General features: G+C 35.8%; 31 protein-coding genes. 26 read left to right on the top strand and 5 right to left on the bottom strand.

What is annotated here, in order from left to right:
* Window positions 1–463 precede the first annotated feature (463 nt).
* On the bottom strand, window positions 464–1318 hold the full coding sequence (locus WFH39_RS19900) for an alpha/beta fold hydrolase (RefSeq protein WP_336691177.1): 855 nt from the start codon (window positions 1316–1318) through the stop codon (window positions 464–466).
* A gap of 102 nt (window positions 1319–1420) precedes the next feature.
* On the opposite strand from WFH39_RS19900, the gene WFH39_RS19895 reads away from it, so the two are divergent.
* The 5 genes from WFH39_RS19895 (at window position 1421) to WFH39_RS19875 (ending at window position 6114) form a co-directional block, all read left to right on the top strand.
* Entirely contained in the window at window positions 1421–1924 is a 504-nt protein-coding gene (locus WFH39_RS19895) for an RNA polymerase sigma factor (RefSeq protein ID WP_235130308.1), read from the top strand.
* Between the two features lie 16 nt (window positions 1925–1940).
* On the top strand, window positions 1941–2759 hold the full coding sequence (locus WFH39_RS19890; protein WP_336691176.1) for a hypothetical protein: 819 nt from the start codon (window positions 1941–1943) through the stop codon (window positions 2757–2759).
* 96 nt (window positions 2760–2855) lie between these two features.
* On the top strand, window positions 2856–4877 hold the full coding sequence (locus WFH39_RS19885; protein ID WP_336691175.1) for a M4 family metallopeptidase: 2022 nt from the start codon (window positions 2856–2858) through the stop codon (window positions 4875–4877).
* A gap of 122 nt (window positions 4878–4999) precedes the next feature.
* Window positions 5000–5497 carry an RNA polymerase sigma factor gene (locus WFH39_RS19880; RefSeq protein ID WP_336691174.1) on the top strand — a complete coding sequence of 166 codons (498 nt, stop codon included), beginning with the start codon at window positions 5000–5002 and terminating at the stop codon, window positions 5495–5497.
* 20 nt (window positions 5498–5517) lie between these two features.
* The gene (locus WFH39_RS19875; protein WP_336691173.1) at window positions 5518–6114 is read left to right on the top strand and encodes a hypothetical protein; all 597 of its coding nucleotides are present in this window, start codon (window positions 5518–5520) and stop codon (window positions 6112–6114) included.
* 39 nt (window positions 6115–6153) lie between these two features.
* Here the strand turns inward: WFH39_RS19875 and WFH39_RS19870 are convergent, their stop codons facing one another.
* Complete coding sequence (locus WFH39_RS19870; protein WP_336691172.1) at window positions 6154–6717, bottom strand: YdcF family protein; 564 nt, start codon at window positions 6715–6717, stop codon at window positions 6154–6156.
* Window positions 6718–6720: 3 nt separating this feature from the next.
* Complete coding sequence (locus WFH39_RS19865; RefSeq protein WP_336691171.1) at window positions 6721–8202, bottom strand: S41 family peptidase; 1482 nt, start codon at window positions 8200–8202, stop codon at window positions 6721–6723.
* Between the two features lie 499 nt (window positions 8203–8701).
* Between WFH39_RS19865 and WFH39_RS19860 the strand changes: the two genes are divergently transcribed.
* The gene (locus WFH39_RS19860) at window positions 8702–9799 is read left to right on the top strand and encodes an MBL fold metallo-hydrolase (protein WP_336691170.1); all 1098 of its coding nucleotides are present in this window, start codon (window positions 8702–8704) and stop codon (window positions 9797–9799) included.
* A 1-nt stretch (window position 9800) separates the two neighbouring features.
* On the opposite strand, the gene WFH39_RS19855 is transcribed toward WFH39_RS19860, so the two are convergent.
* Window positions 9801–10088 carry a GNAT family N-acetyltransferase gene (locus WFH39_RS19855; RefSeq protein ID WP_336691169.1) on the bottom strand — a complete coding sequence of 96 codons (288 nt, stop codon included), beginning with the start codon at window positions 10086–10088 and terminating at the stop codon, window positions 9801–9803.
* Window positions 10089–10335: 247 nt separating this feature from the next.
* Here WFH39_RS19855 and WFH39_RS19850 point away from each other — a divergent pair, with 247 nt between their 5' ends.
* The 20 genes from WFH39_RS19850 (at window position 10336) to WFH39_RS19755 (ending at window position 25202) form a co-directional block, all read left to right on the top strand.
* A complete protein-coding gene (locus WFH39_RS19850; RefSeq protein WP_336691168.1) occupies window positions 10336–10758 on the top strand; it encodes a hypothetical protein in 423 nt (140 codons plus the stop codon).
* 111 nt (window positions 10759–10869) lie between these two features.
* The gene (locus tag WFH39_RS19845) at window positions 10870–11763 is read left to right on the top strand and encodes a helix-turn-helix domain-containing protein (protein WP_336691167.1); all 894 of its coding nucleotides are present in this window, start codon (window positions 10870–10872) and stop codon (window positions 11761–11763) included.
* Window positions 11764–11851: 88 nt separating this feature from the next.
* The gene (locus WFH39_RS19840; RefSeq protein WP_336691166.1) at window positions 11852–12853 is read left to right on the top strand and encodes an aldo/keto reductase; all 1002 of its coding nucleotides are present in this window, start codon (window positions 11852–11854) and stop codon (window positions 12851–12853) included.
* A gap of 75 nt (window positions 12854–12928) precedes the next feature.
* Window positions 12929–14119, top strand: coding sequence for an MFS transporter (locus WFH39_RS19835; RefSeq protein WP_336691165.1), 1191 nt, complete (start codon window positions 12929–12931; stop codon window positions 14117–14119).
* Window positions 14120–14403: 284 nt separating this feature from the next.
* Window positions 14404–14901, top strand: a complete 498-nt coding sequence (gene tpx, locus WFH39_RS19830; RefSeq protein WP_214590134.1) for a thiol peroxidase — start codon at window positions 14404–14406, stop codon at window positions 14899–14901.
* A 121-nt stretch (window positions 14902–15022) separates the two neighbouring features.
* Complete coding sequence (locus WFH39_RS19825) at window positions 15023–16234, top strand: DUF763 domain-containing protein (protein WP_336691164.1); 1212 nt, start codon at window positions 15023–15025, stop codon at window positions 16232–16234.
* A 233-nt stretch (window positions 16235–16467) separates the two neighbouring features.
* On the top strand, window positions 16468–17058 hold the full coding sequence (locus WFH39_RS19820; protein ID WP_336691163.1) for a Crp/Fnr family transcriptional regulator: 591 nt from the start codon (window positions 16468–16470) through the stop codon (window positions 17056–17058).
* Between the two features lie 76 nt (window positions 17059–17134).
* Entirely contained in the window at window positions 17135–17542 is a 408-nt protein-coding gene (locus WFH39_RS19815; protein ID WP_235130327.1) for a VOC family protein, read from the top strand.
* A 330-nt stretch (window positions 17543–17872) separates the two neighbouring features.
* Complete coding sequence (locus WFH39_RS19810; protein WP_214590130.1) at window positions 17873–18304, top strand: VOC family protein; 432 nt, start codon at window positions 17873–17875, stop codon at window positions 18302–18304.
* A 74-nt stretch (window positions 18305–18378) separates the two neighbouring features.
* Window positions 18379–18792, top strand: a complete 414-nt coding sequence (locus tag WFH39_RS19805; protein WP_185204943.1) for an SRPBCC family protein — start codon at window positions 18379–18381, stop codon at window positions 18790–18792.
* 42 nt (window positions 18793–18834) lie between these two features.
* Window positions 18835–19071 carry a hypothetical protein gene (locus tag WFH39_RS19800; RefSeq protein ID WP_336691162.1) on the top strand — a complete coding sequence of 79 codons (237 nt, stop codon included), beginning with the start codon at window positions 18835–18837 and terminating at the stop codon, window positions 19069–19071.
* A gap of 215 nt (window positions 19072–19286) precedes the next feature.
* On the top strand, window positions 19287–20153 hold the full coding sequence (locus WFH39_RS19795; RefSeq protein ID WP_336691161.1) for a VOC family protein: 867 nt from the start codon (window positions 19287–19289) through the stop codon (window positions 20151–20153).
* A 132-nt stretch (window positions 20154–20285) separates the two neighbouring features.
* Entirely contained in the window at window positions 20286–21119 is an 834-nt protein-coding gene (locus WFH39_RS19790; protein ID WP_336691160.1) for an SDR family oxidoreductase, read from the top strand.
* A gap of 38 nt (window positions 21120–21157) precedes the next feature.
* A complete protein-coding gene (locus WFH39_RS19785) occupies window positions 21158–21586 on the top strand; it encodes an SRPBCC domain-containing protein (protein WP_235130332.1) in 429 nt (142 codons plus the stop codon).
* A 17-nt stretch (window positions 21587–21603) separates the two neighbouring features.
* Entirely contained in the window at window positions 21604–22050 is a 447-nt protein-coding gene (locus WFH39_RS19780; RefSeq protein WP_336691159.1) for an SRPBCC family protein, read from the top strand.
* Window positions 22051–22131: 81 nt separating this feature from the next.
* The gene (locus WFH39_RS19775; protein WP_336691158.1) at window positions 22132–22590 is read left to right on the top strand and encodes a DoxX family protein; all 459 of its coding nucleotides are present in this window, start codon (window positions 22132–22134) and stop codon (window positions 22588–22590) included.
* A gap of 275 nt (window positions 22591–22865) precedes the next feature.
* Window positions 22866–23420 (top strand): RNA polymerase sigma factor, encoded by a 555-nt coding sequence (locus WFH39_RS19770; RefSeq protein ID WP_228408211.1) that lies wholly within the window; start codon window positions 22866–22868, stop codon window positions 23418–23420.
* Between the two features lie 13 nt (window positions 23421–23433).
* Window positions 23434–23775 (top strand): hypothetical protein, encoded by a 342-nt coding sequence (locus WFH39_RS19765; RefSeq protein WP_076394606.1) that lies wholly within the window; start codon window positions 23434–23436, stop codon window positions 23773–23775.
* 87 nt (window positions 23776–23862) lie between these two features.
* Complete coding sequence (locus tag WFH39_RS19760; protein WP_336691157.1) at window positions 23863–24135, top strand: hypothetical protein; 273 nt, start codon at window positions 23863–23865, stop codon at window positions 24133–24135.
* A gap of 419 nt (window positions 24136–24554) precedes the next feature.
* The gene (locus WFH39_RS19755) at window positions 24555–25202 is read left to right on the top strand and encodes a J domain-containing protein (protein WP_271161537.1); all 648 of its coding nucleotides are present in this window, start codon (window positions 24555–24557) and stop codon (window positions 25200–25202) included.
* On the opposite strand, the gene WFH39_RS19750 is transcribed toward WFH39_RS19755, so the two are convergent.
* A complete protein-coding gene (locus WFH39_RS19750) occupies window positions 25199–25354 on the bottom strand; it encodes a hypothetical protein (RefSeq protein ID WP_165796735.1) in 156 nt (51 codons plus the stop codon). The two genes, WFH39_RS19755 and WFH39_RS19750, sit on opposite strands and share 4 nt — an antisense overlap.
* Window positions 25355–25428 lie beyond the last annotated feature (74 nt).

The raw sequence follows: 25428 nt of genomic DNA, 5'->3' as shown, positions 1-25428 counted from the left end.
ATAAGATTTTATAATAATTTTAAGCTTTATATCAGAACACATTAGTTTGTGAAAATCTTTGATTTTCTTCTTATGTGATCTTTTAAATATTTAATCAAACTAAACCTATGTGACTAATATGTTAACTTTTACAGATTAATAAGGCTTTTAATTAACCAGAAAGTCACAAAAGATTTTGATACTTTATTAAAAGTTAACAGACGTAAGAGTTTTTTTTAACACATAAGTCACATAAGTCACATAAGATTTTATAATAATTTTAAGCTTTATATTAGAACACATTAGTTTGTGAAAATCTTTGATTTTCTTCTTTTGAGGAATTTGATTATTCTTAAGCTTAGCTTTATTTTTTCGGCTTAATTTGAAGTTAGTTAAATAAAGACCATACAACAAAATCCGCAATCTGAAAGGACTGCGGATTATTTGATTAGTAAAAATCAAAAACATATATTTGGAAGAAAAGTTATTTTTCTGTTAGAAATCTGCTGATAATGCTGTTTAAATCATCTGCATGCGTTACGTTTAAACCGTGTGGTGCGCCTTCAATAATAACAAATTCGTTATTGGCAATTCCCTGTGCAGCCTGTTTTCCTGCTGTATCAATGGGAACAATATTGTCTGCATCTCCGTGAACGATGAGTGTTCTTACGTTCACGTTGGCTAACTCGGGACGGAAATCTGTATTTGCCCAGCTTTCAGCACATTTTATGGTGGCAATAGGATTGGCAAAAGAAGCAATTGCCCAGTCGAAATCCAGCTGTTTCTGGCTTACAGGCTTTGAAAGCATTCCGAAATTATAAAAGTCTTTGTGGAAAGATTCAAGAAAAGTGATTCGGTCTGTTTTCAAGGCATTCATGATCTCGTCCAATTTTTCCTGAGGAACTCCGTCCGGATTGTCGTCTTTCTGCTTAACAATCGGAATAATGGATGAAATTAAAGCAACCTTATCTACATTTTCTGAACCGTAATTCGTTAAATAACGCACAACTTCTCCACCTCCCATAGAGAATCCGAAGAGGATAACATTTTTGAGATCTAACTGTGAGATAATTTCATGAAGATCTTTTGCCAGTCCGTCATAATCGTATCCGTCATAAGAAGGTGAGGATTTTCCGAACCCTTTTCTGTCGTATGCGATCACACGATATCCTAAATTTAAAAGTACCGGAATCTGCATTTCCCACGATTTTCCGCTTAAAGGCCATCCGTGGATTAATATAATGGGTTGTCCGGATCCGAAATCTTCATAGTAAAGCTGAACGTTCTGATCGTTCTGTTTTGTAATGTAAGGCATATTTATATTTTTGGTGTTACTCATCAATTCCAAATATTAAGCCATAAATAAGGGATATTTAAAAATTTAAGATAGTTTGTGTAACAAAATACCACATTTCCTACTAACTGAAATACAGCCTAAATAATGTCTTTACTGGAAATGGAATTCTTAGAGAAGATTGAAAAGCATAAAGGTGTAATTTTCAAGATCTCGAAGATGTATATGGATAATCCCGACGATCAGAATGATCTCTACCAGGAGATCATCTATCAGGCGTGGAAATCTTACAGCGATTTTCAGAAGAAGAGTGAATTTTCGACATGGTTATACAGAACCGCGCTTAATACTGCCATTGTATTTCTCCGAAGCGAAAAAAAACGTAGTTTTATACAGAATCAGAGCATAGAAAATCTTAGTGTTCATCAGGAGTCTTATAATGATGCAGACGACAGGAATATGAAGCTGATGTATGAGGCAATCCATCAGTTGAGCGCGATTGACAAGGCATTGATTTTTTTCTATCTGGAAGATTTTTCGGGAAAGGAGATTGCAAAACAACTGGGCATAACGGAGGTAAATGCAAGAGTAAAGCTGAACCGGGCGAAAACCAAACTGAAAGAAATTATTGAAAAACAAGAGGCTCTCTAAACGTAAAGAAAAAGGTATGGAATTAGAAAATTTTAAAGAACTCTGGGACAAAGATCATCAGGAACTTCCGGAAGTTTCTTTGGAAAAACAGAATGAAATACATTCGCCGCTGGAAATGATCAGAATCAACATGAAAACTGAGTTTTGGCTGATGATTCTCACGCTTCCAATGATTTTAATCGGTTTTCCTTTTGCAACGGAAGATTTTAATGTAAAGACCATTTCGGTTTTAGTGGCATTTCTTACAGTAGCTATTATTATTTATTTTTATTCAAGATTCATAAGGCTGTATAAGATGCTCAAGAAGACGAGTATTAATACCAATTATGATCTTTTCAATATCAAAACCCAACTGCTGGTTGCCAAAGAAATTTATATTTCATACTATATCTCTTATATTCCTTTAGCGTTTGTTTCTTCTCTTGAGCGGATTGATTTTCAGTTTAATATAGATTACCATTTTGCTGTTTTTGTCGTTAGTTTTTTGATCGCCATTTTTGTTTTGTTTATTTTAATAAAGTACTGGATCTACTATATGTACGGAAAATATATTGAAGATGTCGTACGGCTTGTGGATGAACTTAATGGCGTTGAAGCAGAGATCAGACAAAGAAAAAACAGGGATAAAACATGGTTTGAACGTTCCCAGAAATATTTCATCAAAAAATTCGGAATCAAAGGAAATATCCTGAACACGGTATTTTGGTTTGTTTCCGCTTATATTTTTATTGTTATTTTTTTTACCATTGTTCTGTTTGCGGTTATTTTAATCGGTGTGAAGCTTGATTTCATAGACGTTCATATCCTTCTGAAAGCTTTAAAAAAGGGGAATTAGAAAGTAATATTCATGAATTTTTAAAAAAAATACTGTCCTTTTTGTAACAAACTTTATCTTTTTCTACTAACTGTCAGATTTAATCAAAAAAATAATATGAAAAAGACAGTTACAATCGTTAAAGCATTGATTTTTTCATTTGCTATCGGTATTGCACCGCTTTCTCTGGTGAAGGCTCAGAAGAAAGACCGCACAGAAGTTTCTGTGAAAAATTTTCCTAAGCGTATTACTACTTCATCAATGGGAAATTTCAGTGCTGATTTCAGCGGGCAGAATATTCCTTCGGATTATCTTATTAATCATTTAGGAGAGTGGCTGGGAAGCAATGGAGATCACTCTTTTTCACTGGTAAAGACTGCTACGGATGAGTTGGGAATTAAACATTCTGTATATCAGCATTATTTTAAAAATATTAAAGTAATGGATGATGTTATTTCTATTCATGAAAAAGATGGAATGGTAACTTTTGTGAATGGTGAGTTTATAAATAGTACAGATTTTAATACCGCGGCACAACTTTCTGATCAGGAAGTAAAACAGATTATTTCTAATGAAAAAAATACAGCTTCTGAAAATCTGACATTCGGAACAGCAGAAAACGTAATTGCAAAAGTGTATACCGGTAAAGATGTGAAGCTTTATAACACCACTACTGTAGCTACTTCCTCATTAAAACCTCTTTTCTCTGAGGTGATCTATATTGATAATAATACAAAAAAAATTGTAAAAACACTTTCGCAGATTTATCATGCAGATACTCCTTCTGTAAGTACAACATACTACAAAGGTAACCAGTCTATTACGGTAGATTCTTACAATGGAAGTTACAGACTGCTCGATAATGCAAGAAAAATCCATACGTATGATGCTACCGGTTTTACAGGACAGCTTGGTCTCGATGCAGGGGGAAATCTTGTATTGGCAGGTTCTACGGAATATATAAACAGTTCTGCGAATTTTACTTCAGCAGCCACAAAAGCTCCGGTAGAAGTTCACTGGGCGATAAAATCCTCTTATGATTATTATCTTAATAAATTTAACAGAAATAGTTTTGACGGAAACGGTTCTGCCATCAATAATTATTATAATATGGATTTTTCGAAGCTTAGTTCTTCGTACCCTGCAGGATATGGCTTTAATGCAACCGCTGTAAAATTGGCAAACGGCATGCAGTTTATGGCTTTTGGTAACGGAAACCTTCCTGGTTCTCCCGGAGCAACCAATACTCTGGCTTCCATTGATGTGGGCGGTCATGAATATTCTCACATGATTATCGATAGAAATGGAACGGGAGGTCTAAATTATCAGTCAGAATCAGGAGCGTTGAATGAATCTTTTGCAGATATTTTTGGAACAGCGATTGAATTTTACGGAGCTCCAGCTTCTGCTAACTGGACGGTTGGCGAAGGTGTTCTTAATGTTTCTCCGGGATATATAAGAAGCATGTCTAATCCTAATTCCGCTAATCCTGCTTTAGGTCAGCAACCCGATACCTACAACGGTACTTATTGGGTGAGTGTAGTAGGATGTACACCTTCCGGACAGACAAATGATTACTGCGGAGTACATACCAACAGCGGAGTAGGCAACTATTGGTTTTATCTTCTTTCTCAAGGCGGATCTGGAACCAATGACTTGGGAACAGCGTTTAATGTAACAGGAGTAACACTGGCAAAAGCGGAAAAAATTGCTTACAAAACTTTAACAACTTATCTCACGCCAAACAGTACTTTTCTGGATGCTTATAATGGAACAAAACAAGCGGCTGCAGACCTATTCGGAGCAAATGCACCCGAAATACAACAGGTTGAAAATGCTTGGTGTGCAGTGGGGGTAGGTAATTGTCAAACCATTCTTGCCGTGAAAGATACTTCAGAAATTTCAAATGAAATCAGAGTTTATCCAAATCCTGTTAAAAACGGAGTGTTCACTATTGAGAATAGTAAGAATGATGCGGCATTCGAAATTTATGATGTTTCAGGAAAACTGGTAAAACAAAATGAAAAATTAAATAAAGGAATCAATAAAATTAATATCTACGGATTACAAAAAGGAATTTATATCATTAAAATTAGTGTAGATGATACTGCTGTTTCTAAAAAAATAGTAGTAGAGTAGGTTTTCAGAATCAAGAAAACAAAATCAATGCCCGACGGAATATTCTGTCGGGTTTTTTATTTTAATAAAAAAAACTGTAACATTTTTATGAAGGGTAAACTAATTCTATAGAGCGTAAAACTATGACCTCATTAGAACAGGATTTTTTAAGAGAAATAGAAAAACATAAAGGAATCATTTTTAAGATTTCTAAAATGTACATGGACGAAAAAGAAGACCGCGATGATCTTTTTCAGGAGATCACCTATCAGGTCTGGAAAGCCTATGCCAAATTTAAAGGAGAAAGTGAATTTTCGACTTGGCTGTACAGAATTGCCCTGAATACGGCCATTATTTTCCTTAAAAACGAAAAAAGAAGAAGCTTTATAGGAAATGAAGATTTTTCGGAATATAAAATTATTCAGGAAGAATTTGATCATGAAAAAGAAGAAAAACTAAATGCCATGTACAAAGCCATTCATCAGTTGAATCCCATTGATAAAGCTTTTATTTTCTATTATCTCGAAGATTTTTCGGGAAAGCAGATCGCCGAACAGATGGGGATTTCCGAAGGAAATGTAAGGGTAAAAATGAGCCGCGCCAAAAATAAGCTGAAAGATATCTTAAACGCAAATAAATAATAACATTTAAATCAGACATCATGAATATAGACGACCTTAAAAATACATGGAATGAAGATCATTCTTTTGGAGAAACCCCTGAAATAAGCATCGAACAGAAAAACAGAATTCATCTTCCGCTGGAAAAGATCCGTAAAAATATGCGGATGGAATTTTGGTCTACCGTGGCAATTTTCGTTTTTGCTTTTGCCTTAATTGCAGTCTGTGCTGGATCTTTTAAGTTTAAATTTTACATCACAATTCTTATAGGATCTATGGTTTTTGTAACCTTTTTCTTTTACAGTCAGTTTTTTAAGCTGTATAAAAATATGAGCGAGACGATGATGAAGACCTATGACAGTCTGCAGGATCTTTTGCATCAGTTTAACCTGAATAAGCAGTACTATCTTTCTTTTTATCTGTCTTTTGTGCCGTTCTTGGTCTGTGAACTTATTATCGTCCTCGAATTTATTCCACGACCGGTTCCTTTAACGGATATGCAAATTGCCATCGCGCTGATTTCTACCATGATCATCACCATGCCTTTGCTGCTTTTACTGGGGAAAGTTTGGTTCAATGGTTTCTACGGAAAATATATCAAGCAGATTGAAACGCTTTTCTCTGAACTGAAAAAATAAATTTTGATTGGTTTTCGGCGGCGAAGCCGCCGAAAACCTTTACTGCGTATAATAAGCCGGAAATTCACGCAAAATCGAATACAGATCCCGCCATTCAAAATAAGCCGGACTTGCTGAACTTACATTTTCAAAACCCTGGTCTTCAAACAGTTTTTTGGTTCGGGTAACATGGAAATATTGGGAAACAACAATAATACTTTTAAAATGTAATTGAGGTTCAAGTTTAAGCGTGTTTTCAACGGTTAATCTTGTGTTATCTCCTTTATTATCAACGATAATTACAGAATCAGGAATTCCTTTACGAATTAGAAATTCTTTTATTTTATCGCCTTCATAGAAACCTTCCTTTCCCAAACCTCCGCTCACGAGAATTTTTTGAATTCTGTGTTGCTGATACAACGCGATTCCGGTTTCCAGACGTTTTTCAAGCCTTGTCGATAAGGTTCCGTCTTCATTTACTTTATTTCCCAGAATCACGGCAAGATCGGCACGTTTTCCCTGATCAGAAAGACCATCGGTAATAATATAAACAGAATGAATGATGAACCATAAAAACAGAGCCGCAATGATGATTTTTAAGATTTTAAAAATACTTTTTTGCATCAGTTATGGGTGTTTTTCTTTATCAATTTCAGTCATGATCCAATCCAGTTGCGGATCTTTTTTCTCAAGAATATCCTCCATGGTTTCAGAAACTTTTACATCCGGAACAACGCCCTTTTGAGTATCTGTAAACGTAATATTGGGCTGTACCAGAAGAACACCGATAGGCAGATCGATCTTGGAATTAGGCAGCGTTTGAAAAGAATAAAATCCCGCAACAGTACCGTCATTGGCTCCTCCTGTTTCCTCACCTACAAGAACCGCTTTCTTATCATTTTTAAGCTTTGAGGTTAAAATAGAAGATGCTGAAAAACTCGAGCCATTAATCAGCACAAAAACTTTCCCTTTAAAAACATCATTTTTGGGTTTAGATACTTTGTCGGCTTTCGTTTTGTAATAAAATTTACCGTCTTTTTCATACGTGCTGAAAGTCTGTCCGAAGAAAAATCCGGGATACATTAATGTTTTAAAAGCATACTGTAAAAAACCGGATTTTCTGAAATAATTGGTTTTCAGAGGAGCCGATTTTGAAGTTACCTGTGACGGTTTTATCAAAGTGTACGGCTCAGAACTCAGGTAAGAATACAGATTATTGATTTCTTCAAGCGAACCGCCGTAATTGTTCCGAATATCAATAATTAAATATTTTGCATCCGCTTTTTTGATCTTTCTGAACGTTTCCTTATAAAACTTCGAAGAAAAAACACCCGAAAAACTTTTCACCTGAATATAAGCAATTGTACTGTCCTGATCTAAAAATTTAAAATTACGGTTGTAAGAATTGCTCAAAGCAACGTAATCGTTTACTTTTTTCTCCTGCGTTCGCTTTTTGTTTTCCTTGTCTTTCTTAAGATCCTCTTCAGATTTTGATTCCCTTGTGAGTTCATATGTCCTCTTTTCCCTATGATAAACCGTTTCCAGAGTTGCGCGGTCTTCGTAGCCTTTTTCTGCAACATAATAATTAAAGAAAACATCCTTCAGGAAATAAGGCTGAAAAGTCGTGTTGAAACCATCGCTGCTGATCAGTTTTTTATACCGTTTAATATATTCAGAAACAGGAACCGTATCAATCGAGAGAATTTCTGTTCCCGGCTTTATATTTTGGATCGAATCTTTATTTTCGATAATGTAAAGCCTGTCGTTTTTCACATAATATTCAAAACGGCTGAACATTCCTTTTTTCCCTTCCAGCGTTTTAATTTCCTTTTTGCTGATTCTTTTAGACGGAATTCTCAGCGAAAGATGACCTTCACGGATTTCCGCAATCACAGGCTGCAATTTAAAATAAAACTGAAGCGGCGTAAGAGGTTCCTGAAGTGTTTGTTTAAGACTGTCAAACTTAAAATCCAGCGTTTCCTTGGTGATGTACCAATAAAGATTCGGATGTGTTTCTTTTAGTTTAGAATACGCAAAATCTACATCTTCTTTCAGTTTTTCGGGGGAAATACATACTTTCTGCTGCTCATTGTGCTTTTTTACAGACACGCAAGAGCATAGCGAGACAATTAATACTAATATAAAATAATTTCTGAGGCGCATTTTCAATTTTACCAATGCTAAAATAATTACTTTAACACAATGAATTGTTGATGTTTACCAAAAACAACCAAAATATTTAAAATTTTAACATATTTCTAAATAAATAACGCATTTTGGATTTCTTCACTTTGTATTACTTATATAAGTGAAACGCCTTTGTTTGACTTAATTTTCCATTATTCAAATCAATTTTGTCTTTCTTTGCGGTTTAATTATTGAAAAAGAGCTTCTTACAATAAAATCATGCATCATTTCCTTTGTGACATCGGAGATTCAAAGAAATCAACCGTAATTCCGAACTGAATATATTACAAAAATATCAATAAATCCTCTGCAAACCAGACGTTACAACAATTGCTAAAAATTATTCGGATAATAATAAAGGAATTTGAGTTTTAAATCGTCATAGCTTATAAAGTCATACATTTGACAATTATTTCAAGAAATGGTTTATACAATTATTGCAGTCGCAGTTTTAGTGGTTTTATTATATTTCGTAATTACAGGACAGGAAGTCTTTGGCGCGGAAGCAAAAGGAGAGAGGTTAAAAAGAATGCAGCATTCCGCTCATTACAGAGACGGTCAGTTTCAGAACCTCAGCGAAACCCCCTCTCTTGCAGAAGGATATTCCATGCCGAAAGTAATGTTTAATTTCTTCTTTGCCAAAAAAAATCCACTTTTAAAGCCGCTGAAGAATATTCCATCCATTCATACAGATTTAAAAAACCTTCCTAAAAATGAAGATATTTTTGTGTGGTTGGGACATTCTTCGTATTATATTCAGACTGATGGCGTTTCTTTTCTTATTGATCCGGTACTAAGTTCTTACGGTTCGCCGTTTAAGTTTTTCAATAAAGCCTTTTCCGGAGCCGATATTTTTAAGCCGGAAGATATTCCGGAGCTTGATTATCTGGTGATTACCCACGATCATTACGACCATCTGGATTATCCTACGGTAAAAGCCATTAAAAATAAAGTAAAAAAGGTCATTTTACCATTGGGAGTCGGTTCACACCTGGAAAGATGGGGTTATGAACCGGAACAGCTCATCGAAGAAGAGTGGGGAAGTGAAGTTGTTTTGAAGAATGATCTTAAAATAATTTATACTCCTGCAAGACATTTTTCAGGTAGAAAAGTCAAAAGAAATGTCACACTCTGGACTTCCTATGTTTTGGAAACCCCTACAAAAAAACTTTTTTTGGGTGGAGACAGCGGTTACGATACCCACTTCAAAATGATTGGTGAAAAATACGGTCCTTTCGATTATGCTTTTATGGAGAACGGACAGTATAATGAAGCATGGAAATACATTCATGCGTTGCCGGAAGACGTTATTCAGGCAAGTATTGATGTAAAGGCGGAAAATATCATTCCGGTACATTCGTCTAAATTTGCATTGGCGCTCCACGCCTGGAACGAACCACTGGAAAAAGTAACGAAATTCGGAAAAGATAAAAATCTTAATATTTTAACACCCATGATCGGCGAACCTGTTGATCTGAATGCTTCAGATAATAAGTTCAGAGTCTGGTGGAAAGACTAATTTACGCGTGCCAAATGTCTTTGTAACGGGCAGGATGATTTTCAAACTGCTGTCTTACAAACTCACATTCAGGATCTACCAGAAGATCTTTTTCTTCGGCGTAACGAACGAGTTCGTCCAGAAGCATTTTGGCGTAACCTTTCCCTTCATGCTCCTCTTCAAGTTTGGTGTAGTAGACAATTAAAAGTCTGCCGTCGATCTCAATGGACATATAGCCCGACTTTTTTCCGTCAATAAGTATCTGCAATTCATCCTGATACGGAGATACTTCAAATTTTATATTTTCCATACGATTGAGATTTTTCGGTGATTGAAAAAGATTGGAGAACTTTTCTCCTTTTAAAATTACAAATTAAAACTGAAATCTGCGAAAATTTTAAGAATTTTTAAAACCGTTAAGAAAAATTTATGAATAGATTATAAATTTAAGAAAATCAATGATTTATACTTGGTTTGATGATCTTTAAAAATGATTAAAAATATTTTGGCATTCAAATTGAAAATTTCTGTACAGTAGAATTTAAATTGAATGAAAGATGAAAAAGTTAATCATAACAATGATGTTGGTAGGAACTTTTGGTTTATCCTACGCACAGACAGATTATTACAACGATTACAGAAGAAGCATCTCGGATGTGAACTGGCAGAGTGTAATTTCAGATCTGGTGCTTTCAACAACACAGGCAAACCAGATTTATGCACTGAACGACCGTTACAGAGATTATGATTCCTGGAACAGCATTTATGTCAACAATCCGGACCGATGGAGAAATGACCGTTATGTAGAGTTGGAAAGGATTTTAGGAAGGGATAAATATGCTAAGTTTAAAAACAGATATTACAAAGGACAGAATCCGGTAGCGGTTTATAATAGGAATAAAAATAATGACAAACGCTATAAACACATGGATAAAAAAGCCAAAGCTTACAGGTACAAACACAGAAAAGGTCATCATTAAAACCAATTATATTTAATCTTAAATGGCTGGTCGAAAGATCAGTCGTTTTTATTTTATCTATAATGATTATTTCATGATCAGATTTATGTTTGAATTTTATAATTTTGAAGCATGGAATCTAATGAAACTATAAAAGGATTTTATCAACGCGTCGGTCTGGAGTGCATCAAAACTCCCGGAGTTGGACATTTTAATGTTTTTTCACGCGAAAACTGCTCACTCATTACGCCGTACAGCAGAAGAGATTATTATAAAATTTCACTAATTATCGGGAAAGGAAAACTGCATTATGCTGACAAATGGATCTATGTGGATCAGCCGGCTTTGCTTTTTTCGAATCCGGTAATTCCTTACTCATGGGAAGCGGAAGATAATGATCAGAAAGGTTTTTTCTGTCTTTTTACAGATCATTTTGTGCATGACGGAAACCGTCTGGGAAATCTTCAGGATTCCCAGCTCTTCAAAATTGGTGGAACTCCCGTCTTCTTTATCAATGAAGAACAGCAGAAAACCGTTGCCGATATCTTTATTAAAATGATGAACGAAATTCAGTCCGATTATCTTCACAAATATGATATGCTGCGTGCTTATCTTCATCTTCTGATCCACGAAACAATGAAAATGCATCCTGCGGAAAATTTTGAACCTTATCAGAATGCTTCGCAGAGAGTTGCTTCCTTATTCATGGAATTGCTGGAAAGACAATTTCCCATTGACAGTCCCGAGAGATTTTTAAAACTGAAAAGTCCGGTAGATTATGCCGAAAGTCTTTCCATTCATGTCAATTCATTAAACCGTTCCGTAAAGGAAATTACGGGAAAAACGACAAGTCAGCAGATTGCGGCAAGAATTATTCAGGAAGCTCATGCCTTATTAAAGCATACCGACTGGAATGTCTCTGAAATTGCCTACGGATTAGGCTTTGAAGAACCTGCCTATTTTACCAATTATTTTAAAAAACAAACCGGAATGACACCCAATGCGGTAAGAATTGCGCTTGTTTGAATTTTATAATTCTTCGTTTGAATTCTATATTGAAATCATCCGGCGGCTGTTATAATTTTGTACTGTAACTTTAAAATCACAAGCTATCATGAAATTTAGAAAATTAGGAAACACAGGTGTAGAATTATCGGCTATCGGTTTGGGATGTATGGGAATGAGCTTTGCTTACGGACCAACGGATGAACAGGAAAGCATCAAAACCCTTCATACATCTTTGGATCTTGGGATCAACTTTTGGGATACAGCCGATATGTACGCCAACGGAGAAAATGAAAAACTGATTTCAAAAGTTTTGGTTCCGAACCGTGATAAAATTTTTATCGCAACCAAATTCGGGTTCAGGTTTAAAGACGGGCAAGCCGGTCACAGTGGCGCTCCGGGAACGTATTTCGACGGTTCACCGGAATGGATCAAGAAGGCAGTGGATTTAAGCCTTCAGCGCCTTAAAATTGATGAAATTGATTTGTACTATGCGCACAGAGTAGATCCCAATATTCCTGTGGAAGAAACGGTAGGAGCAATGGCAGATCTCGTAAAGGCAGGAAAAGTGAAATATTTAGGTTTATCCGAAGCTTCTGCGGAATCAATCAGAAAAGCACATGAAATTCATCCGATTACAGCATTGCAGTCAGAATATTCCCTGCTTACGAAAGATGTGCAGCGTGAAATTCTGCCTGTAATCCGCGAACTGGGAATCACTTTAGTTCCTTATTCACCTTTAGCAAGAGGACTTTTTTCGAATATTAATGAAGCTCAGAATTTTACAGATGAAGATTTCAGAAAATCTTTACCGCGTTATCAGGAAAAATATCTTGAAAATAACAGAAATTTAGCTCAGGAAATCAATGATTTTGCGGCTTCAAAAGGCGTAAAAGGGACTCAGCTTGCTTTAGCGTGGGTTTTGAATCAGGGAGAGGATATCATTCCGATTCCGGGAACGAAACGCATCCAATACTTAGAAGAAAATATTGAAGCAACCAAAATTGAGCTTTCAGAATCCGACCTGAAAACAATAGATTCGATCTTAAAAAAATATCCCGACGTTGGTGAAAGATACAGCGAAGGATCAATGAAATTAGTCAATAATTAAAATTGCATGAATTCAGATTTTCAGGATTTTTTTCCGGAAATCTGGATTTTCAATTGATAATTTTTAACATCAGCGATGGTTACCCTTAAAGAAAAAAACAAATTTATTGCTACGGTTTTGGCATTTGCGGTTATTCCGATGTCCGGACTGGCAACGGATATTTATCTTCCTTCCATGCCGAGTATGGCAACAGAACTGCAACAAACGGAAAGCAATATACAGCTTACTTTATCCATATTTTTAATCAGTTACGGCCTTACCCAGTTTTTTGCCGGAAGTATTGTAGATTCTTTCGGAAGATATAAAGTTTCCATGATTTCTCTGGCACTTTTTGTCGCTTCTTTTTTAATTACCGCTACAACGCAGAATATTTTTGTGATCTATGCAATGCGTGTTTTGCAGGGAGTTTTATCAGGCTTTGCTGTCGTTGCCAAGAGAGCTTTTTTTGTGGATGTTTATGAAGGAGAAGAGCGGAAGCATTATCTCAGCATCATGACTATTGTATGGTCAGTTGGACCTATTGTTGCACCGTTTATCGGAGGATATCTGCAGAAAAACTTTGGATGGCAGTCAAATTTCTACGTTTTGGCAGGGTACAGTTTGTTATTGCTGATTCTTGAATTTATATTCTCTGGTGAAACATTAAAAAAGAGAAATCCTTTTCATGTGGAATTCCTGATTAAAGAATACAACTCCATGTTCAAAGCTAAAGATTTTTTCTACGGAATGATTATGTGTGGTTTGAGTTACTCGATGATTATGTTTTTTAATCTTTGTGGTTCCTTTATTATTGAGCATAAAATGGGCTATTCCGAAGTTGTGGCAGGATATGTTTCTCTTATTCTCGGTTTTGCATGGATGACGGGCGGATTTTTAGGAAAGGCATTAATTAATAAAGCTTTTTTACCTAAAATAAGAAACGCCAATTTTATTCAGTTGCTTCTGATTGCTGTTATGTTTGCCGCTTCGTATTTCTCCAATAATATTTACAGTCTGGTTGCTTTTGCTTTTTTCATTCACGTAACAGCAGGATTTATTTTCAACAATTATTTTTCCTACTGTATCGGAAGATTTCCCAATTCCGCCGGAATTGCAGGCGGTTTAACGGGTGGAGTAGCCTTCATTATTACTTCAGCATTAAGCTATGGAATTGCAGCATTCATAAAACCTCAGATTCAGCTTCAGGTTGCGGAAGGCTATTTTATTCTGGGACTTTTAGGACTGTTTATTTTAAGCATGATTAAATTCAGAAAAGCTCATGCTTAAAAGTTTATATTTATTTAAATTTTCTACGACATAGTCTTCATAATAAATCCTCTCATTTTCGGGAGGATTTGTTTTTTATCTTCCGTTTTTTAATAAGAAAGCCCCTTTATAAAAGGAGCTTCTGTTAAGTATATTGCTAATAATTTCGGTTACTATTTTGAATCCATTGAATGTAAAAGACCCGTCATTGGTATTTCTTTCCAGATTAATTATTTTTTAACCATTATTTGATGGGAAAAGTTTTCTTTTTTAGCTAAATTTGAAAAACATTAAAAAAACAAATTATGTCAAGTATTACATTAAAAGGAAATGCAGTAAATACAATAGGAACTTTACCGTCAGTAGGAAGCACAATTAAAGATTTTGCTTTGGTAGATTCTGGGCTTAATGTGAAAACTCTGGAAACTTTCGAAGGAAAGAAGAAAGTGTTCAACATTTTCCCAAGTATCGATACCCCGACTTGCGCATCATCGGCAAGAAAATTCAATGAAGAAGCTTCAGCTTTAGAAAATACAGTCGTTATTAATGTATCTAAAGATTTGCCTTTTGCTTTGGGAAGATTCTGTGCCGCGGAAGGTCTTAATAATGTAGAAACGTTATCAGATTTCAGAAGCAGTTTTGGAGATGATTACGAAGTAACCATTACAGATTCGCCAATGAAAGGACTTTTAAGCCGTGCTGTCATTGTAGCGGATGAAAACAATAAAGTGGTTTACACAGAGCAGGTATCAGAAATTGCAGATGAACCCGATTATCAGGCTGCATTAGCTGCGTTGAAATAAAAACCGATCCATAAAAAATCGGAGTCCTGCATAGTCTGCAGGACTTTTTTCTTTCCTGTTTTCCATAAAATTACTGATCACAATCATTAAAAATTAAAAACTTTCCGCTTACCTTTACACAATGAAACGTTCCGGAACCGCAGATTTACCCCTTCACTATGGCAAAGTACCGCCTTGGCTATATGAACGGATGTCAATTCTCGGGCTCTCTATTGTTGAGGTAATTCTCATGGAGTATGGAAAAGACGAAGTTCTCCGCCGACTGGCAGATCCTTTCTGGTTTCAGAGTTTTGGCGCGGTGATGGGAATGGATTGGCATTCTTCAGGAATTACAACCTCCGTAATGGGAGCTTTGAAACGTTCCATCAATCCAAATTCCCAGTCGCTGGGATTGTATATTTGTGGCGGAAAAGGGAAATTTTCCCGCGAAACTCCTTCAGAATTACTTCAGATTGCTGATAAAACAGGATTGAACGGAAATGATCTCGTAAAAGCCAGCAAACTTTCGGCAAAAGTGGATAATACGGCAATTCAGGATGGATATCAACTGTATCTGCATAATTTTATTCTGTCGGATAACGGAAACTGGAGCGTTGTTCAGCAGGGAATGCACGAATCGGACGGAACGGCAAGACGCTATCATTGGCATTCGGAAAATATAAAATCCTTTGTGGAAGAACCTCACACCGGAATCAACGGAATTTCAAGAGGAACCATTTTAAACCTTACCGATGAGGAAGCTTCTGGGAACAGAAAAGGAATTCTGGAAATTTCCCACACCGATTCCGCGGAAATCATGAGCGATTTTTCAAGATTAATTCTTCCTAATCGTCACGATGTTCAGGCTTCGGATGTAGATCTGAAACGACTTGGAGCACTTTTATATGTAACAAGAGAACAGCAGCCGCAAAATTTCGAAGATCTGCTCATGCTGGAAGGTGTCGGTCCGCGAACAATGCAGTCTCTGGCTTTGGTAAGCGAAGTCATTCATGGTGCACCGTCGAGATTTAAAGATCCAGCCCGATTTTCATTTGCCCATGGCGGAAAAGACGGTCATCCGTTTCCGGTTCCTACCAAAGTGTATGACGAAAGTTTGCAGATTTTAAAATCAGGAATCGAAAGATCCAAACTGGGAAATTCAGATAAATTAAAAACGTTAAACAAGCTTCACCAGATTATTGAATCAACTGAAAAGGATTTTACTCCCGATTTTGATATTCAGGAAGTCATTGAAGAAGAAAGACAGAATTCATGGCGGTTTGGAGGAAAAACTGTATTTGGAGATGCCCAGAAACCTTCCAGTCCAAAACCTATACAGCTTTCTCTGTTTTAAATTTTAGATTTGAAAGTTTTTCTTGATTTTGTGATTTCAAAAGAATCCACTCAAAGGATTTATAAAGATTAACACTTCTTTTGTCATTAATTGTAATCGGGACAGATCCGGAATATACTTATTGTAAAGGATTACGCAAAAATAAGCTACCACAAATCATCACTTTGTTTAAGAATTGCTTCATCAGTTCCGGGAAAAATTTTATTTTTAAAGCTTTGAAAAACATTTACTTGATGAGCAATAAAGCCTTACAAATCTGCTACGATTTCCCTTTTTTCCTTGATGATGAGCTGGATGAAATATTTCAGGCACATGAAAAAGTTTTTTTTCATAAAGGAGATTTTATACTGAAAGAAGGAAAAACCGCCAACGAATATTATATTCTGGAGAAAGGTCTTGCCCGCTCATTTGTCAACGATTTTAACGGAAATGATGTAACGATTAATTTTTTTGTTGAAAATGAAATCATTATTGAAGTTTCTTCACTGTTTCAGAGAATTCCCACTCAGGAAAATATTGTCTGCATTACAGACTGCGAATGCTGGAAGTTTGATTTTGAAACTTTTCAGGAACTGTTTCATAAAATTCCCAATCTCAGAGAATGGGGGAGAGCATGGATGTCTCAGCAGCTTTTCTTTGGTAAACAGCGTTCCGTAGAAATGTTTACCCTTTCCGCAACCAAACGTTATCTCAATCTTTTAGAGCAGAAGCCGCATGTAGTACAGTTTGCTCCCTTAAAGCAGATTGCTTCATTTCTGGGAATTACAGATACTTCTTTAAGCAGAATCCGTAAAGAGCTGGTTTCCCATCCGAAGAAAATTTAAATCTTGTCTTATGGCAAGTTGATTTTTATTTTAACTTGATAACTTTGAGTATAATTTTAACAATAAAAACATCAAAATGAAAATCAATCAGATTTATGTGAATCTTCCGGTGAAAGATGTACAGAAAACAAGAGAATTCTGGACAAAATTAGGCTTCCCAACCAATGATGAAATGTCCAATGACCAATCCGTTTGTGTTGTTATGAACGATAATACCTACGTAATGTTTTTAACGGAAGAATTTTTCCAGACTTTTTCAGAAAGACCGGTTCCGAAAGGAGATACAACGCAGGTTTTGGTCGCCATAAGTTTAGATACCCGTGAACAGGTAGATCAGATGGTAAATACCGCTGTGGCGAATGGTGCAACACAGCATGAAGAACCGCAGGATTACGGATGGATGTATCACAATTCCTTTTGGGATATCAACGGACATGGCTGGAATGTAATGTTTGCAGATCCGTCCCAAATGCCTAAAGAGTAAAATTTAAATCAATACAATTAATTCTTACATAAATTTTAGTAAAAAAAATTTGTGCGGATATTTCTTTGTCATTTTTAACGGAAATTCTCTTGAATGATCTGATATTAAAAAAATGATAAAAATAGATTCTTCCTTCGTTAGAATGACAAATTATCGATGAAAACACTAATCAAACGCACAAATCCCACAAATATTATTAGTGTTATTCGTGAAAAATATTAGAGCTATTTGTGTTTAAAATATTAATACACAAATTCCACAAATATTATTCGTGGTATTCGTGAAAAAATTAGTGCTTTCTGTGTTTAACAAAAAAAAATAAAAAAAATCATGGCTAAATTAAATCCTTACTTAAATTTTGATGGGAAAGCAGAAGAAGCTTTCAATTTTTACAAATCCGTTTTCGGCGGAGAGTTCGTTGGTGAAATTTACAGAATGGGCAATGCTCCCGGAACTGAACATTTATCGGACGAAGAGAAAAACAGGGTAATGCATATTGCACTTCCGATAGGTGGAGATTTACTGATGGCATCAGACATCGTTCCAAGTTTTGGACAAAAACTGAATGTGGGAAATAACAATTACGTTTCTGTTTTTCCGGATTCCAGAGATGAGGCCGACAGAATTTTCAAAGGGCTTTCTGAAGACGGAAATGTGGAAATGCCCATTGAAGACCAGTTCTGGGGCGATTATTTCGGAAGCTTTCAGGATAAATACGGCGTACACTGGATGATCAATTATAACGAAGAATACGTAAAATAGACTTATCTTTAAACTAATTATATTGAAAGGGCAACCGAACTTTGGTTGCCTTTTACACCTTTAAAAATAATATTATGGAACCAATTCACATCGATATTACAATTCTGGCACCTGTTCAGAAAGTCTGGGACTATTACAACGGTCCGGAACATATTACCAAATGGAATTTCGCCCACGAATCCTGGGAATGTCCGAGTTCAGAAAACGATCTCAGAGTCGGAGGACAGTTCAAAAACAGGATGGAAGCCAAAGATAAAAGCTTTGGATTCGATTTTGTGGGAACTTATGATGAAGTGATTCCGTATGAGAAAATCAGGTATCACATGGAAGACGGAAGAAAAGCAGAGATAACTTTTGATAAGATGGATGAAAATACAACCAGCGTACAGATTATTTTCGATCCGGAAACACAGAATCCTGTCGAAATGCAGAGAGAAGGATGGTATGCAATTCTGAACAATTTTCATAAGTATGTAGAAAATAATTAAGAAAGATTTTTAATTTTCAGAATCATGATCAATTTAGTGATAATGGCAAAATGTTTAAATTCCATTTGCGCGGTGAGTCATGCAGTCACTGGAACTTTTTTACAGGGAATTCTTGCCGCTCCTGCCCGAAGAGCTCTGGCAAAGGAAAAGATTGATTCTCTTGAAAAACTTTCAGAGTATTCTGAAAAGGAAATTCTGCAGCTTCACGGTTTCGGAAAAAGTACAATGCACAAACTCAAAGCCTATATGCAGGAAAATAATTTTTCCTTTAAAAATTGATATCGAACACAAACTGCACCAATATCTGCATACATTTTCATTATAAATTTTGGTTAAATGCTTTGATAAGCTCAGCATGACACGCATCAGTTATATCGCTAGATAAACTGTTGGTATCAGAGATGTCAAGCTGAACCTTTCGAATCATTTGTGATTATTCGTGAAAAACATTTGAAGCTATTGGTGTTCAAAGCAAAAAAATAAAATTTAAAAATATGAACAACACTATTTTCCCGTGTCTCTGGTATGACGGAGACGCAAAAGAATCCGCAGAATTCTACTGCAGAATATTTGACGGAAAAATTACCGCAGATACTCCGATGGTGATGAATATCGAGCTTTTCGGTCAGAAAATGATGATGCTGAATGGCGGTCCTCATTTCAAAAAAAATGCATCGGTTTCGTTTATGGTGATTTGTGAAACTGAAGATGAGGTGCAAAAGTATTGGGACGGATTATTGGAAGGCGGAACGGCTTTAATGCCTCTGGATTCTTATTCCTGGAGCAAAAAATACGGCTGGCTGAAAGATAAATATGATGTAACGTGGCAAATCTTTTTAGGTGAAAAACAAACTGAACAGAAAATAATTCCTACCTTAATGTTTATTCATGAAAATAACGGAAAAGCAATGGAAGCGATGGAATTGTACACTAAGGTTTTCCCGAATTCTAAAATCGGAAATATTTTAAGATACGGCGATGGAAGCGAAGGACATCCTGCTCCTGAACCGGCAGAAAATATTCAGCATGCCCATTTTGAAATTGATGGATACAGTTTCTTCTGTATGGATAATTCTTACGATCATCAGTTCGATTTCAATGAAGGAATTTCTATGGTCGTAATGACGGATGATCAGGAACAAACCGATCATTATTGGAATGCTTTAACGGCAGATGGAGGAAGAGAAAGTATGTGTGGCTGGCTGAAAGATAAGTTTGGCTTGAGTTGGCAGATTGTTCCCAAAAGATTGCTGGAACTCATGAACGGATCAGATCCGGTAAAAGGTCAGCAAGTATTTCAGGCGATGATGGGAATGCACAAAATTGTTATTCAGGATCTGGAAGATGCCTATAATTCTTAGTATCTGATTGAAGAAGGAAGCAGGGAGGTTGAAGCTTTTTAATCGTTACAAAACTTTCTGCTTATATTCTTCAACTTCATAATTTTTCCGTTTCGGCTTGCTGTTTGATGGATATTCATAAAAGATTTGCTTATGAAGACACAGAACAAGTCAGACTCAAAGTCAAAAGTTCCTGAAGACGGGGTATTTCCTGAAATCATCCGTGAAAATTATAAAGGAAGCGATAAACTAAAGGGTAAAAAAGCCTTAATTTCAGGTGGAGACAGCGGAATAGGACAGGCGGTTGCCGTTCATTTTGCGAGGGAAGGAGCAGATGTTGTGATTATCTACAAAGAAAGTGACGATGATGCAAAAGAAACTCAGAATCTCGTAGAAAAAGAAGGGCGGAAATGTATTCTGATGAAAGGAGACGTCTCCGAAAAGTCCTTCAGAAAAAAATGCGTGGATTCACTTAAAAAAGACTGGAAAACCTTAGATGTTCTTGTAAACAATGCGGGTATTCAGTTTCCGGAAAATGATATTAAAAATATTTCTGATGATCAGATTCTCGAAACTTTTAATGTCAATATTATTTCTATGATTGCTCTCACCAGAGATCTTTTAACCCTTATGAAAAATGGCAGCCGGATTATCTGTACCACATCAGTAACGGCGTACCGCGGAAGCGATCATCTGATTGATTATTCTGCTACGAAAGGTGCTATCGCAACATTCATCCGTTCTCTGGCAACCAATATCGCAGAGAAAGGGATTTTAGTCAACGGCGTTGCTCCCGGTCCGATCTGGACTCCTCTTGTGAAGGAAACTTTCGACGATCTCTCAAGCTTTGGAAAAGATAACCCGTTAAAACGTGCAGGGCAGCCATCGGAAGTTGCTCCGGCTTATGTTTTTCTGGCTTCGGAAGATTCCAGTTTTATAACGGGAGAAATTATTCACATTAACGGCGGAGATTTCGTAGGCGGGTAACATCGTATTTAAAATAACAGCTAGTTTATATATTTTTTATGGAAAAATTACATTTTGATATTCAGATCAATGCTGAACCGGAAAAAGTGTGGAGTGTGCTCTGGGATGATTTTTCTTTCAGACAGTGGACTTCAGCATTCAGAGAAGGTTCTTTTTATCAGGGAAATTTAAAAGAAAATGAAATTATTAAATTTTTGGATCCTCAGAATAACGGGATGTTCAGCAAAATTGTGAAGCTTGTTCCCAATGAAGAAATTACCTTTCAACATCTTGGTGAAATTTATAATGGCGTTGAAACACCGCAGAACTTTGAAAGTGGGACAGAAAATTATATTTTAACAGAAAACGAAAATACAACGCATCTTACCGTTGAAATTCAGACTTCCGAAGAGTTTAAAAGCTTTTTCGAAGAAAATTTCCCCAATGCACTTTCCAATGTGAAGCATTTGTCTGAAAATCAGTTTTAAAATTGAATAAAAACATTATGGAAACTTTATCGTATGAAATTATCATTAACGCTCCGAAAGAAAAAATCTGGGACGTTTTGTGGAATGAACACACCTACAGTGAGTGGACGAAATTTTTTAATCCGAATTCGGCTTCTTTTATGAAATCCGACTGGAAAGTAGGCGGAAAAACCTATTTTGTAAATGCAGCCGGAGCAGGAATGGTTTCAACAATAGACAGTCTGGAAAAACCAGATCAGATTGTTTTTAAACATTTGGGAATGCGAGATGAAGCAGGTAACGAAGATACAGAAAGCATGGAGGTGAAACAGTGGAGCGGCTGCTTTGAAAAATATTTTTTAATTGATTTTGATGGCAAAACAAAACTTCATGCCGAAGTTCAGACTGAAAAAGACTGGGAAGATCATATGAATACAGGTTTTACCAAAGGGCTGCAAATTGTAAAAGAGCTTGCCGAAAAATAATTATTTTCTACGATTTTGCACTTATTTTAAACTATATTTATAGTTGATAAAAGTATCTGCGGGAAACAAAAAGGAAATCTTATGAAATTACTTACCATTCTTTTTACCACATTCATTTTAGCTTTATTGGCAACCAGAATTTTTCAGGGCGACTGGAATTTTCTGTTTTCCGGAAATCTGGGAATGGCTGTTTTCATCATATTTACAGGATTGTCTCATTTTAAATTTCAAAAGGGAATGGCAATGATGATTCCGGATTTTATCCATGCAAAACTATTTTGGGTATATGTAACAGGAATTATTGAAGTTGCAGCCGGAATCGGATTGATGATTCCTTCCCTTCGTGAGCTGACTGCCATTTTATTGATAGTTTTTTACGTTTTGGTATTCATTGCCAATATCAATTCATCCCGAAAAAAGATCAATATTTTTAAAGCGGATTTCACAGGTCCCGGAATGACTTATCTGTATAAAGAAAGAATTCCGATGCAGATTATTTTAATTCTCTGGACTTGGTACTTTGGAATTTATCTGAATTAAAAACATACCATTTAAAATAGAAACGGAAGGTTTAGCTTTCCGTTTTTTTGTTTAAATATAAATGGGATATAGATCTTTCAAAAATTTCATCATTAAAAATTAAACATAATAAAAGGATTTGTGTTATAAACGAAAAAAATATTGGTGTTATTCGTGTTTTAAAATTCTGATGAATAAAAGAAAATCTTAATTTCTTAAAAATTATTTTAAATTTATTAAAGTAAAACAAAATTTTCAATCGTCATAGCAATATGGAGATTGTCGAAAAAATAACAATGCCACAGAAGGAGAAGGAAAATATCATCTCACAGACCGTTTCAAAGTACGGAGGAAAGCTGATGTCGTACATTCGTCCGAAAGTGAAAAATACGGAGGATGCGGAGGATATTCTGCAGGAAGTGTGGTATCAGTTCAGTAGTCTTACTAATCTTTCCGAGATTGTGAATGTTGGCGGTTGGCTGTACAGAGTAACGGCAAATAAAATCACGGACAAATACCGCAAGAAGAAAACCGAGAATCTTGAAGATTTCGTTTACGAAGATGAAGACGGAGATTTTTCCATCAAAGATATTCTGCTCATGGATGAAAGCGCAGGTCCCGAAATTAAAATGTTTCAGGATGAGATCTGGAAAAAACTTTTCGAAGCTCTGGATGAACTGCCAGAAAAGCAAAGACTGGTCTATGTGGAAAATGAACTCAATGACAAAACCCTTCAGGAAATTGCGGATGAGCATGGCGAAAACATTAAAACGATTATCAGCCGTAAAAATTACGCCGTAAAACATTTAAGAAACCGATTGAAAAAATTATACGAAGATTTAAACAGTTAGTAAATAAAAAGATATGAATCATAAACATAAAAAAGGCTGGATTTTTCTGATTCTTTGTCCGCCATTGATTTTTTTAGGCGTTACATGGATCGTGATGGCGCTCTGGAATTGCCTTCTCCCTGAAATTTTGGGTGTAAAATCCATTACTTTCTGGCAGGCAATGGGAATTCTGATTTTAAGTAAAATTCTTTTCGGAGGATTTCATTTCGGAAAAGGGATGAGAGATTTTAAAGAAAAGAAAATGAGAGAAAAAATGATGCATCTTACACCCGAAGAAAGGGAAAAATTCAAAGAAGTTTGGAGAGACCGTTGTTCAACAGGGTTTTTCAACAGGCACAACAGAACAAACGAATAAATAAAAATTTAGAAGTAGTAAAGTAAATTCAGCATTTATTCGTCTATATAAAAAACAAGAAGTAGTAAAATTTAAAATTTTGAAAAAATGAAAAATTCAGTATTAAAAGGCGCTTTAGCTGCTTTAGCCATAGTAGGAGTTGCAGCAGTTGTTAAAAAAGCAGCGCAGAGAAAAAGATTTGTAAAGGGTATTTTTGAGGAATACGGAATCAAAGAAAAATCTCCTTTCGGATTGGCGGATAAAATCAGAGAAATGAATGATGAGCAATATCAGGAGCTGAAAGGAAAGTTTAAAAAAGAATTCGCTTCAAGATGCCGCCACAGAGGTTTTGAAAGAAAAGAAAACGCTGCGGAAGCATAATAAAACGTAACTCAATTGAAATTGTTTAATTCCGGCTCGGGAAGCGAAGCTTCCCGAGCCGGAATTTTTTACAGTCATTGCGATGAGCAAAGCAAAGAAGCAATCTCAGAAAATAGGGTTTCGGTTCAGGCGGCGAAGCCGCCTGAACCGAAACATCAAAAATATTTAAACAAACAAGCTTGAGATATTTTGATAAATGTTCTAAAGATAGCGTTCCTACGGAACGCCGAACGTCCTCTTAATATGATTTCTACACAGATAAAACACCAAAGAGTTTTTAGGAATTTTACTTTATGCGACTTTTTGTTTTAAAGAAAAAAATTAGAAGTATAGCACAACATTATTCGAGCTATTTGTGAAATTATTCGTGCCATTTGCGTTTAAAAAAGAAAATAAAATCCTTATTTTTGCATAGTTTAATGAAAGATTACTACTATTTTCTCGGGATTTCTCACGATGCTTCGGAAGAAGACATCAAAAAAGCGTATAGAAAATTATCCTTAAAATATCACCCTGATAAAAACGATAACGATGATTTTTTCGCAGACCGGTTCCGTGAAATTCAGGAAGCTTACGAAACATTGAGCGACAAAAGCAGAAGACATTCTTACGATCAGAATTTAGAAAGCCATCAGAAAAGCTTCAGGTACAATATTCCGCCTTCTATTAAAACTTTTACGGCAAACAAAATTCATGCGAAAAAAGGAGAGGAGATCATCATTAATTGGCAGACTCAAAATGCCGATGTGGTGAAAGTTTTACCTTTCGGACTGGAAAAATCTTATGGAGAAAGAGTTTTTAAAATAACAGAATTTAAAGACGGTAAATTCCAGATTTTGCTTCACGCTACGAATTCTTTATTGCACAAAACAGCCGTTCAGGGCATTACGATTACCGAAGTTTTCGAAAACAATTCGGAAAAATTTAAAGATAAGGCAGAGGAATTATTTAAGTCACAGCCAAGAACTGTTGCAAATCCTCATGGACAGCCAAAAATCGCGAGAATTATTATCGGGATTGTCTTATTAATTCTGGCGGTCTATTTCCTGTTAAAAAGCTTTAATTAAGCCATTTTCTTTCTTCCCGGACACTTTTTACATCTTTTTCCCTTTTTAAATTTTTTGCAGCATGATTTCTTATCGCCGCAATACATTTCTTCGGTATTCATTGAAAAAGCAGGAGCTAATGGAGCTACTTTGAAAGGAACGATCATATTCATGATGCAAATATATTAATTTAGAATAAATCCAGATAATAAATTTTTAAAAAAATTAATGATATATATCAAAGTGA

This window comes from Chryseobacterium sp. MMO-72 (genome assembly GCF_037146035.1).
GTDB lineage: Bacteria > Bacteroidota > Bacteroidia > Flavobacteriales > Weeksellaceae > Chryseobacterium > Chryseobacterium indicum.
Note: the sequence above shows the minus strand (reverse complement) of the source record. Positions and strands in the feature narration are given on the sequence as shown.

Coding starts and splice junctions, on each gene's coding strand:
- WFH39_RS19800 (WP_336691162.1), top strand. CDS start 18,835: ATGGCAAAATGTTTAAATTCCATTTGCGCGGTGAGTCATGCAGTCACT.
- WFH39_RS19840 (WP_336691166.1), top strand. CDS start 11,852: ATGAAATTTAGAAAATTAGGAAACACAGGTGTAGAATTATCGGCTATC.
- WFH39_RS19785 (WP_235130332.1), top strand. CDS start 21,158: ATGGAAAAATTACATTTTGATATTCAGATCAATGCTGAACCGGAAAAA.
- WFH39_RS19845 (WP_336691167.1), top strand. CDS start 10,870: ATGGAATCTAATGAAACTATAAAAGGATTTTATCAACGCGTCGGTCTG.
- WFH39_RS19805 (WP_185204943.1), top strand. CDS start 18,379: ATGGAACCAATTCACATCGATATTACAATTCTGGCACCTGTTCAGAAA.
- WFH39_RS19815 (WP_235130327.1), top strand. CDS start 17,135: ATGAAAATCAATCAGATTTATGTGAATCTTCCGGTGAAAGATGTACAG.
- WFH39_RS19770 (WP_228408211.1), top strand. CDS start 22,866: ATGCCACAGAAGGAGAAGGAAAATATCATCTCACAGACCGTTTCAAAG.
- WFH39_RS19875 (WP_336691173.1), top strand. CDS start 5,518: ATGAATATAGACGACCTTAAAAATACATGGAATGAAGATCATTCTTTT.
- WFH39_RS19825 (WP_336691164.1), top strand. CDS start 15,023: ATGAAACGTTCCGGAACCGCAGATTTACCCCTTCACTATGGCAAAGTA.
- WFH39_RS19835 (WP_336691165.1), top strand. CDS start 12,929: ATGGTTACCCTTAAAGAAAAAAACAAATTTATTGCTACGGTTTTGGCA.
- WFH39_RS19755 (WP_271161537.1), top strand. CDS start 24,555: ATGAAAGATTACTACTATTTTCTCGGGATTTCTCACGATGCTTCGGAA.
- WFH39_RS19760 (WP_336691157.1), top strand. CDS start 23,863: ATGAAAAATTCAGTATTAAAAGGCGCTTTAGCTGCTTTAGCCATAGTA.
- WFH39_RS19900 (WP_336691177.1), bottom strand. CDS start 1,318: ATGAGTAACACCAAAAATATAAATATGCCTTACATTACAAAACAGAAC.
- WFH39_RS19855 (WP_336691169.1), bottom strand. CDS start 10,088: ATGGAAAATATAAAATTTGAAGTATCTCCGTATCAGGATGAATTGCAG.
- WFH39_RS19850 (WP_336691168.1), top strand. CDS start 10,336: ATGAAAAAGTTAATCATAACAATGATGTTGGTAGGAACTTTTGGTTTA.
- WFH39_RS19870 (WP_336691172.1), bottom strand. CDS start 6,717: ATGCAAAAAAGTATTTTTAAAATCTTAAAAATCATCATTGCGGCTCTG.
- WFH39_RS19775 (WP_336691158.1), top strand. CDS start 22,132: ATGAAATTACTTACCATTCTTTTTACCACATTCATTTTAGCTTTATTG.
- WFH39_RS19810 (WP_214590130.1), top strand. CDS start 17,873: ATGGCTAAATTAAATCCTTACTTAAATTTTGATGGGAAAGCAGAAGAA.
- WFH39_RS19790 (WP_336691160.1), top strand. CDS start 20,286: ATGAAGACACAGAACAAGTCAGACTCAAAGTCAAAAGTTCCTGAAGAC.
- tpx (WP_214590134.1), top strand. CDS start 14,404: ATGTCAAGTATTACATTAAAAGGAAATGCAGTAAATACAATAGGAACT.
- WFH39_RS19820 (WP_336691163.1), top strand. CDS start 16,468: ATGAGCAATAAAGCCTTACAAATCTGCTACGATTTCCCTTTTTTCCTT.
- WFH39_RS19765 (WP_076394606.1), top strand. CDS start 23,434: ATGAATCATAAACATAAAAAAGGCTGGATTTTTCTGATTCTTTGTCCG.
- WFH39_RS19780 (WP_336691159.1), top strand. CDS start 21,604: ATGGAAACTTTATCGTATGAAATTATCATTAACGCTCCGAAAGAAAAA.
- WFH39_RS19880 (WP_336691174.1), top strand. CDS start 5,000: ATGACCTCATTAGAACAGGATTTTTTAAGAGAAATAGAAAAACATAAA.
- WFH39_RS19750 (WP_165796735.1), bottom strand. CDS start 25,354: ATGAATATGATCGTTCCTTTCAAAGTAGCTCCATTAGCTCCTGCTTTT.
- WFH39_RS19890 (WP_336691176.1), top strand. CDS start 1,941: ATGGAATTAGAAAATTTTAAAGAACTCTGGGACAAAGATCATCAGGAA.
- WFH39_RS19885 (WP_336691175.1), top strand. CDS start 2,856: ATGAAAAAGACAGTTACAATCGTTAAAGCATTGATTTTTTCATTTGCT.
- WFH39_RS19860 (WP_336691170.1), top strand. CDS start 8,702: ATGGTTTATACAATTATTGCAGTCGCAGTTTTAGTGGTTTTATTATAT.
- WFH39_RS19895 (WP_235130308.1), top strand. CDS start 1,421: ATGTCTTTACTGGAAATGGAATTCTTAGAGAAGATTGAAAAGCATAAA.
- WFH39_RS19795 (WP_336691161.1), top strand. CDS start 19,287: ATGAACAACACTATTTTCCCGTGTCTCTGGTATGACGGAGACGCAAAA.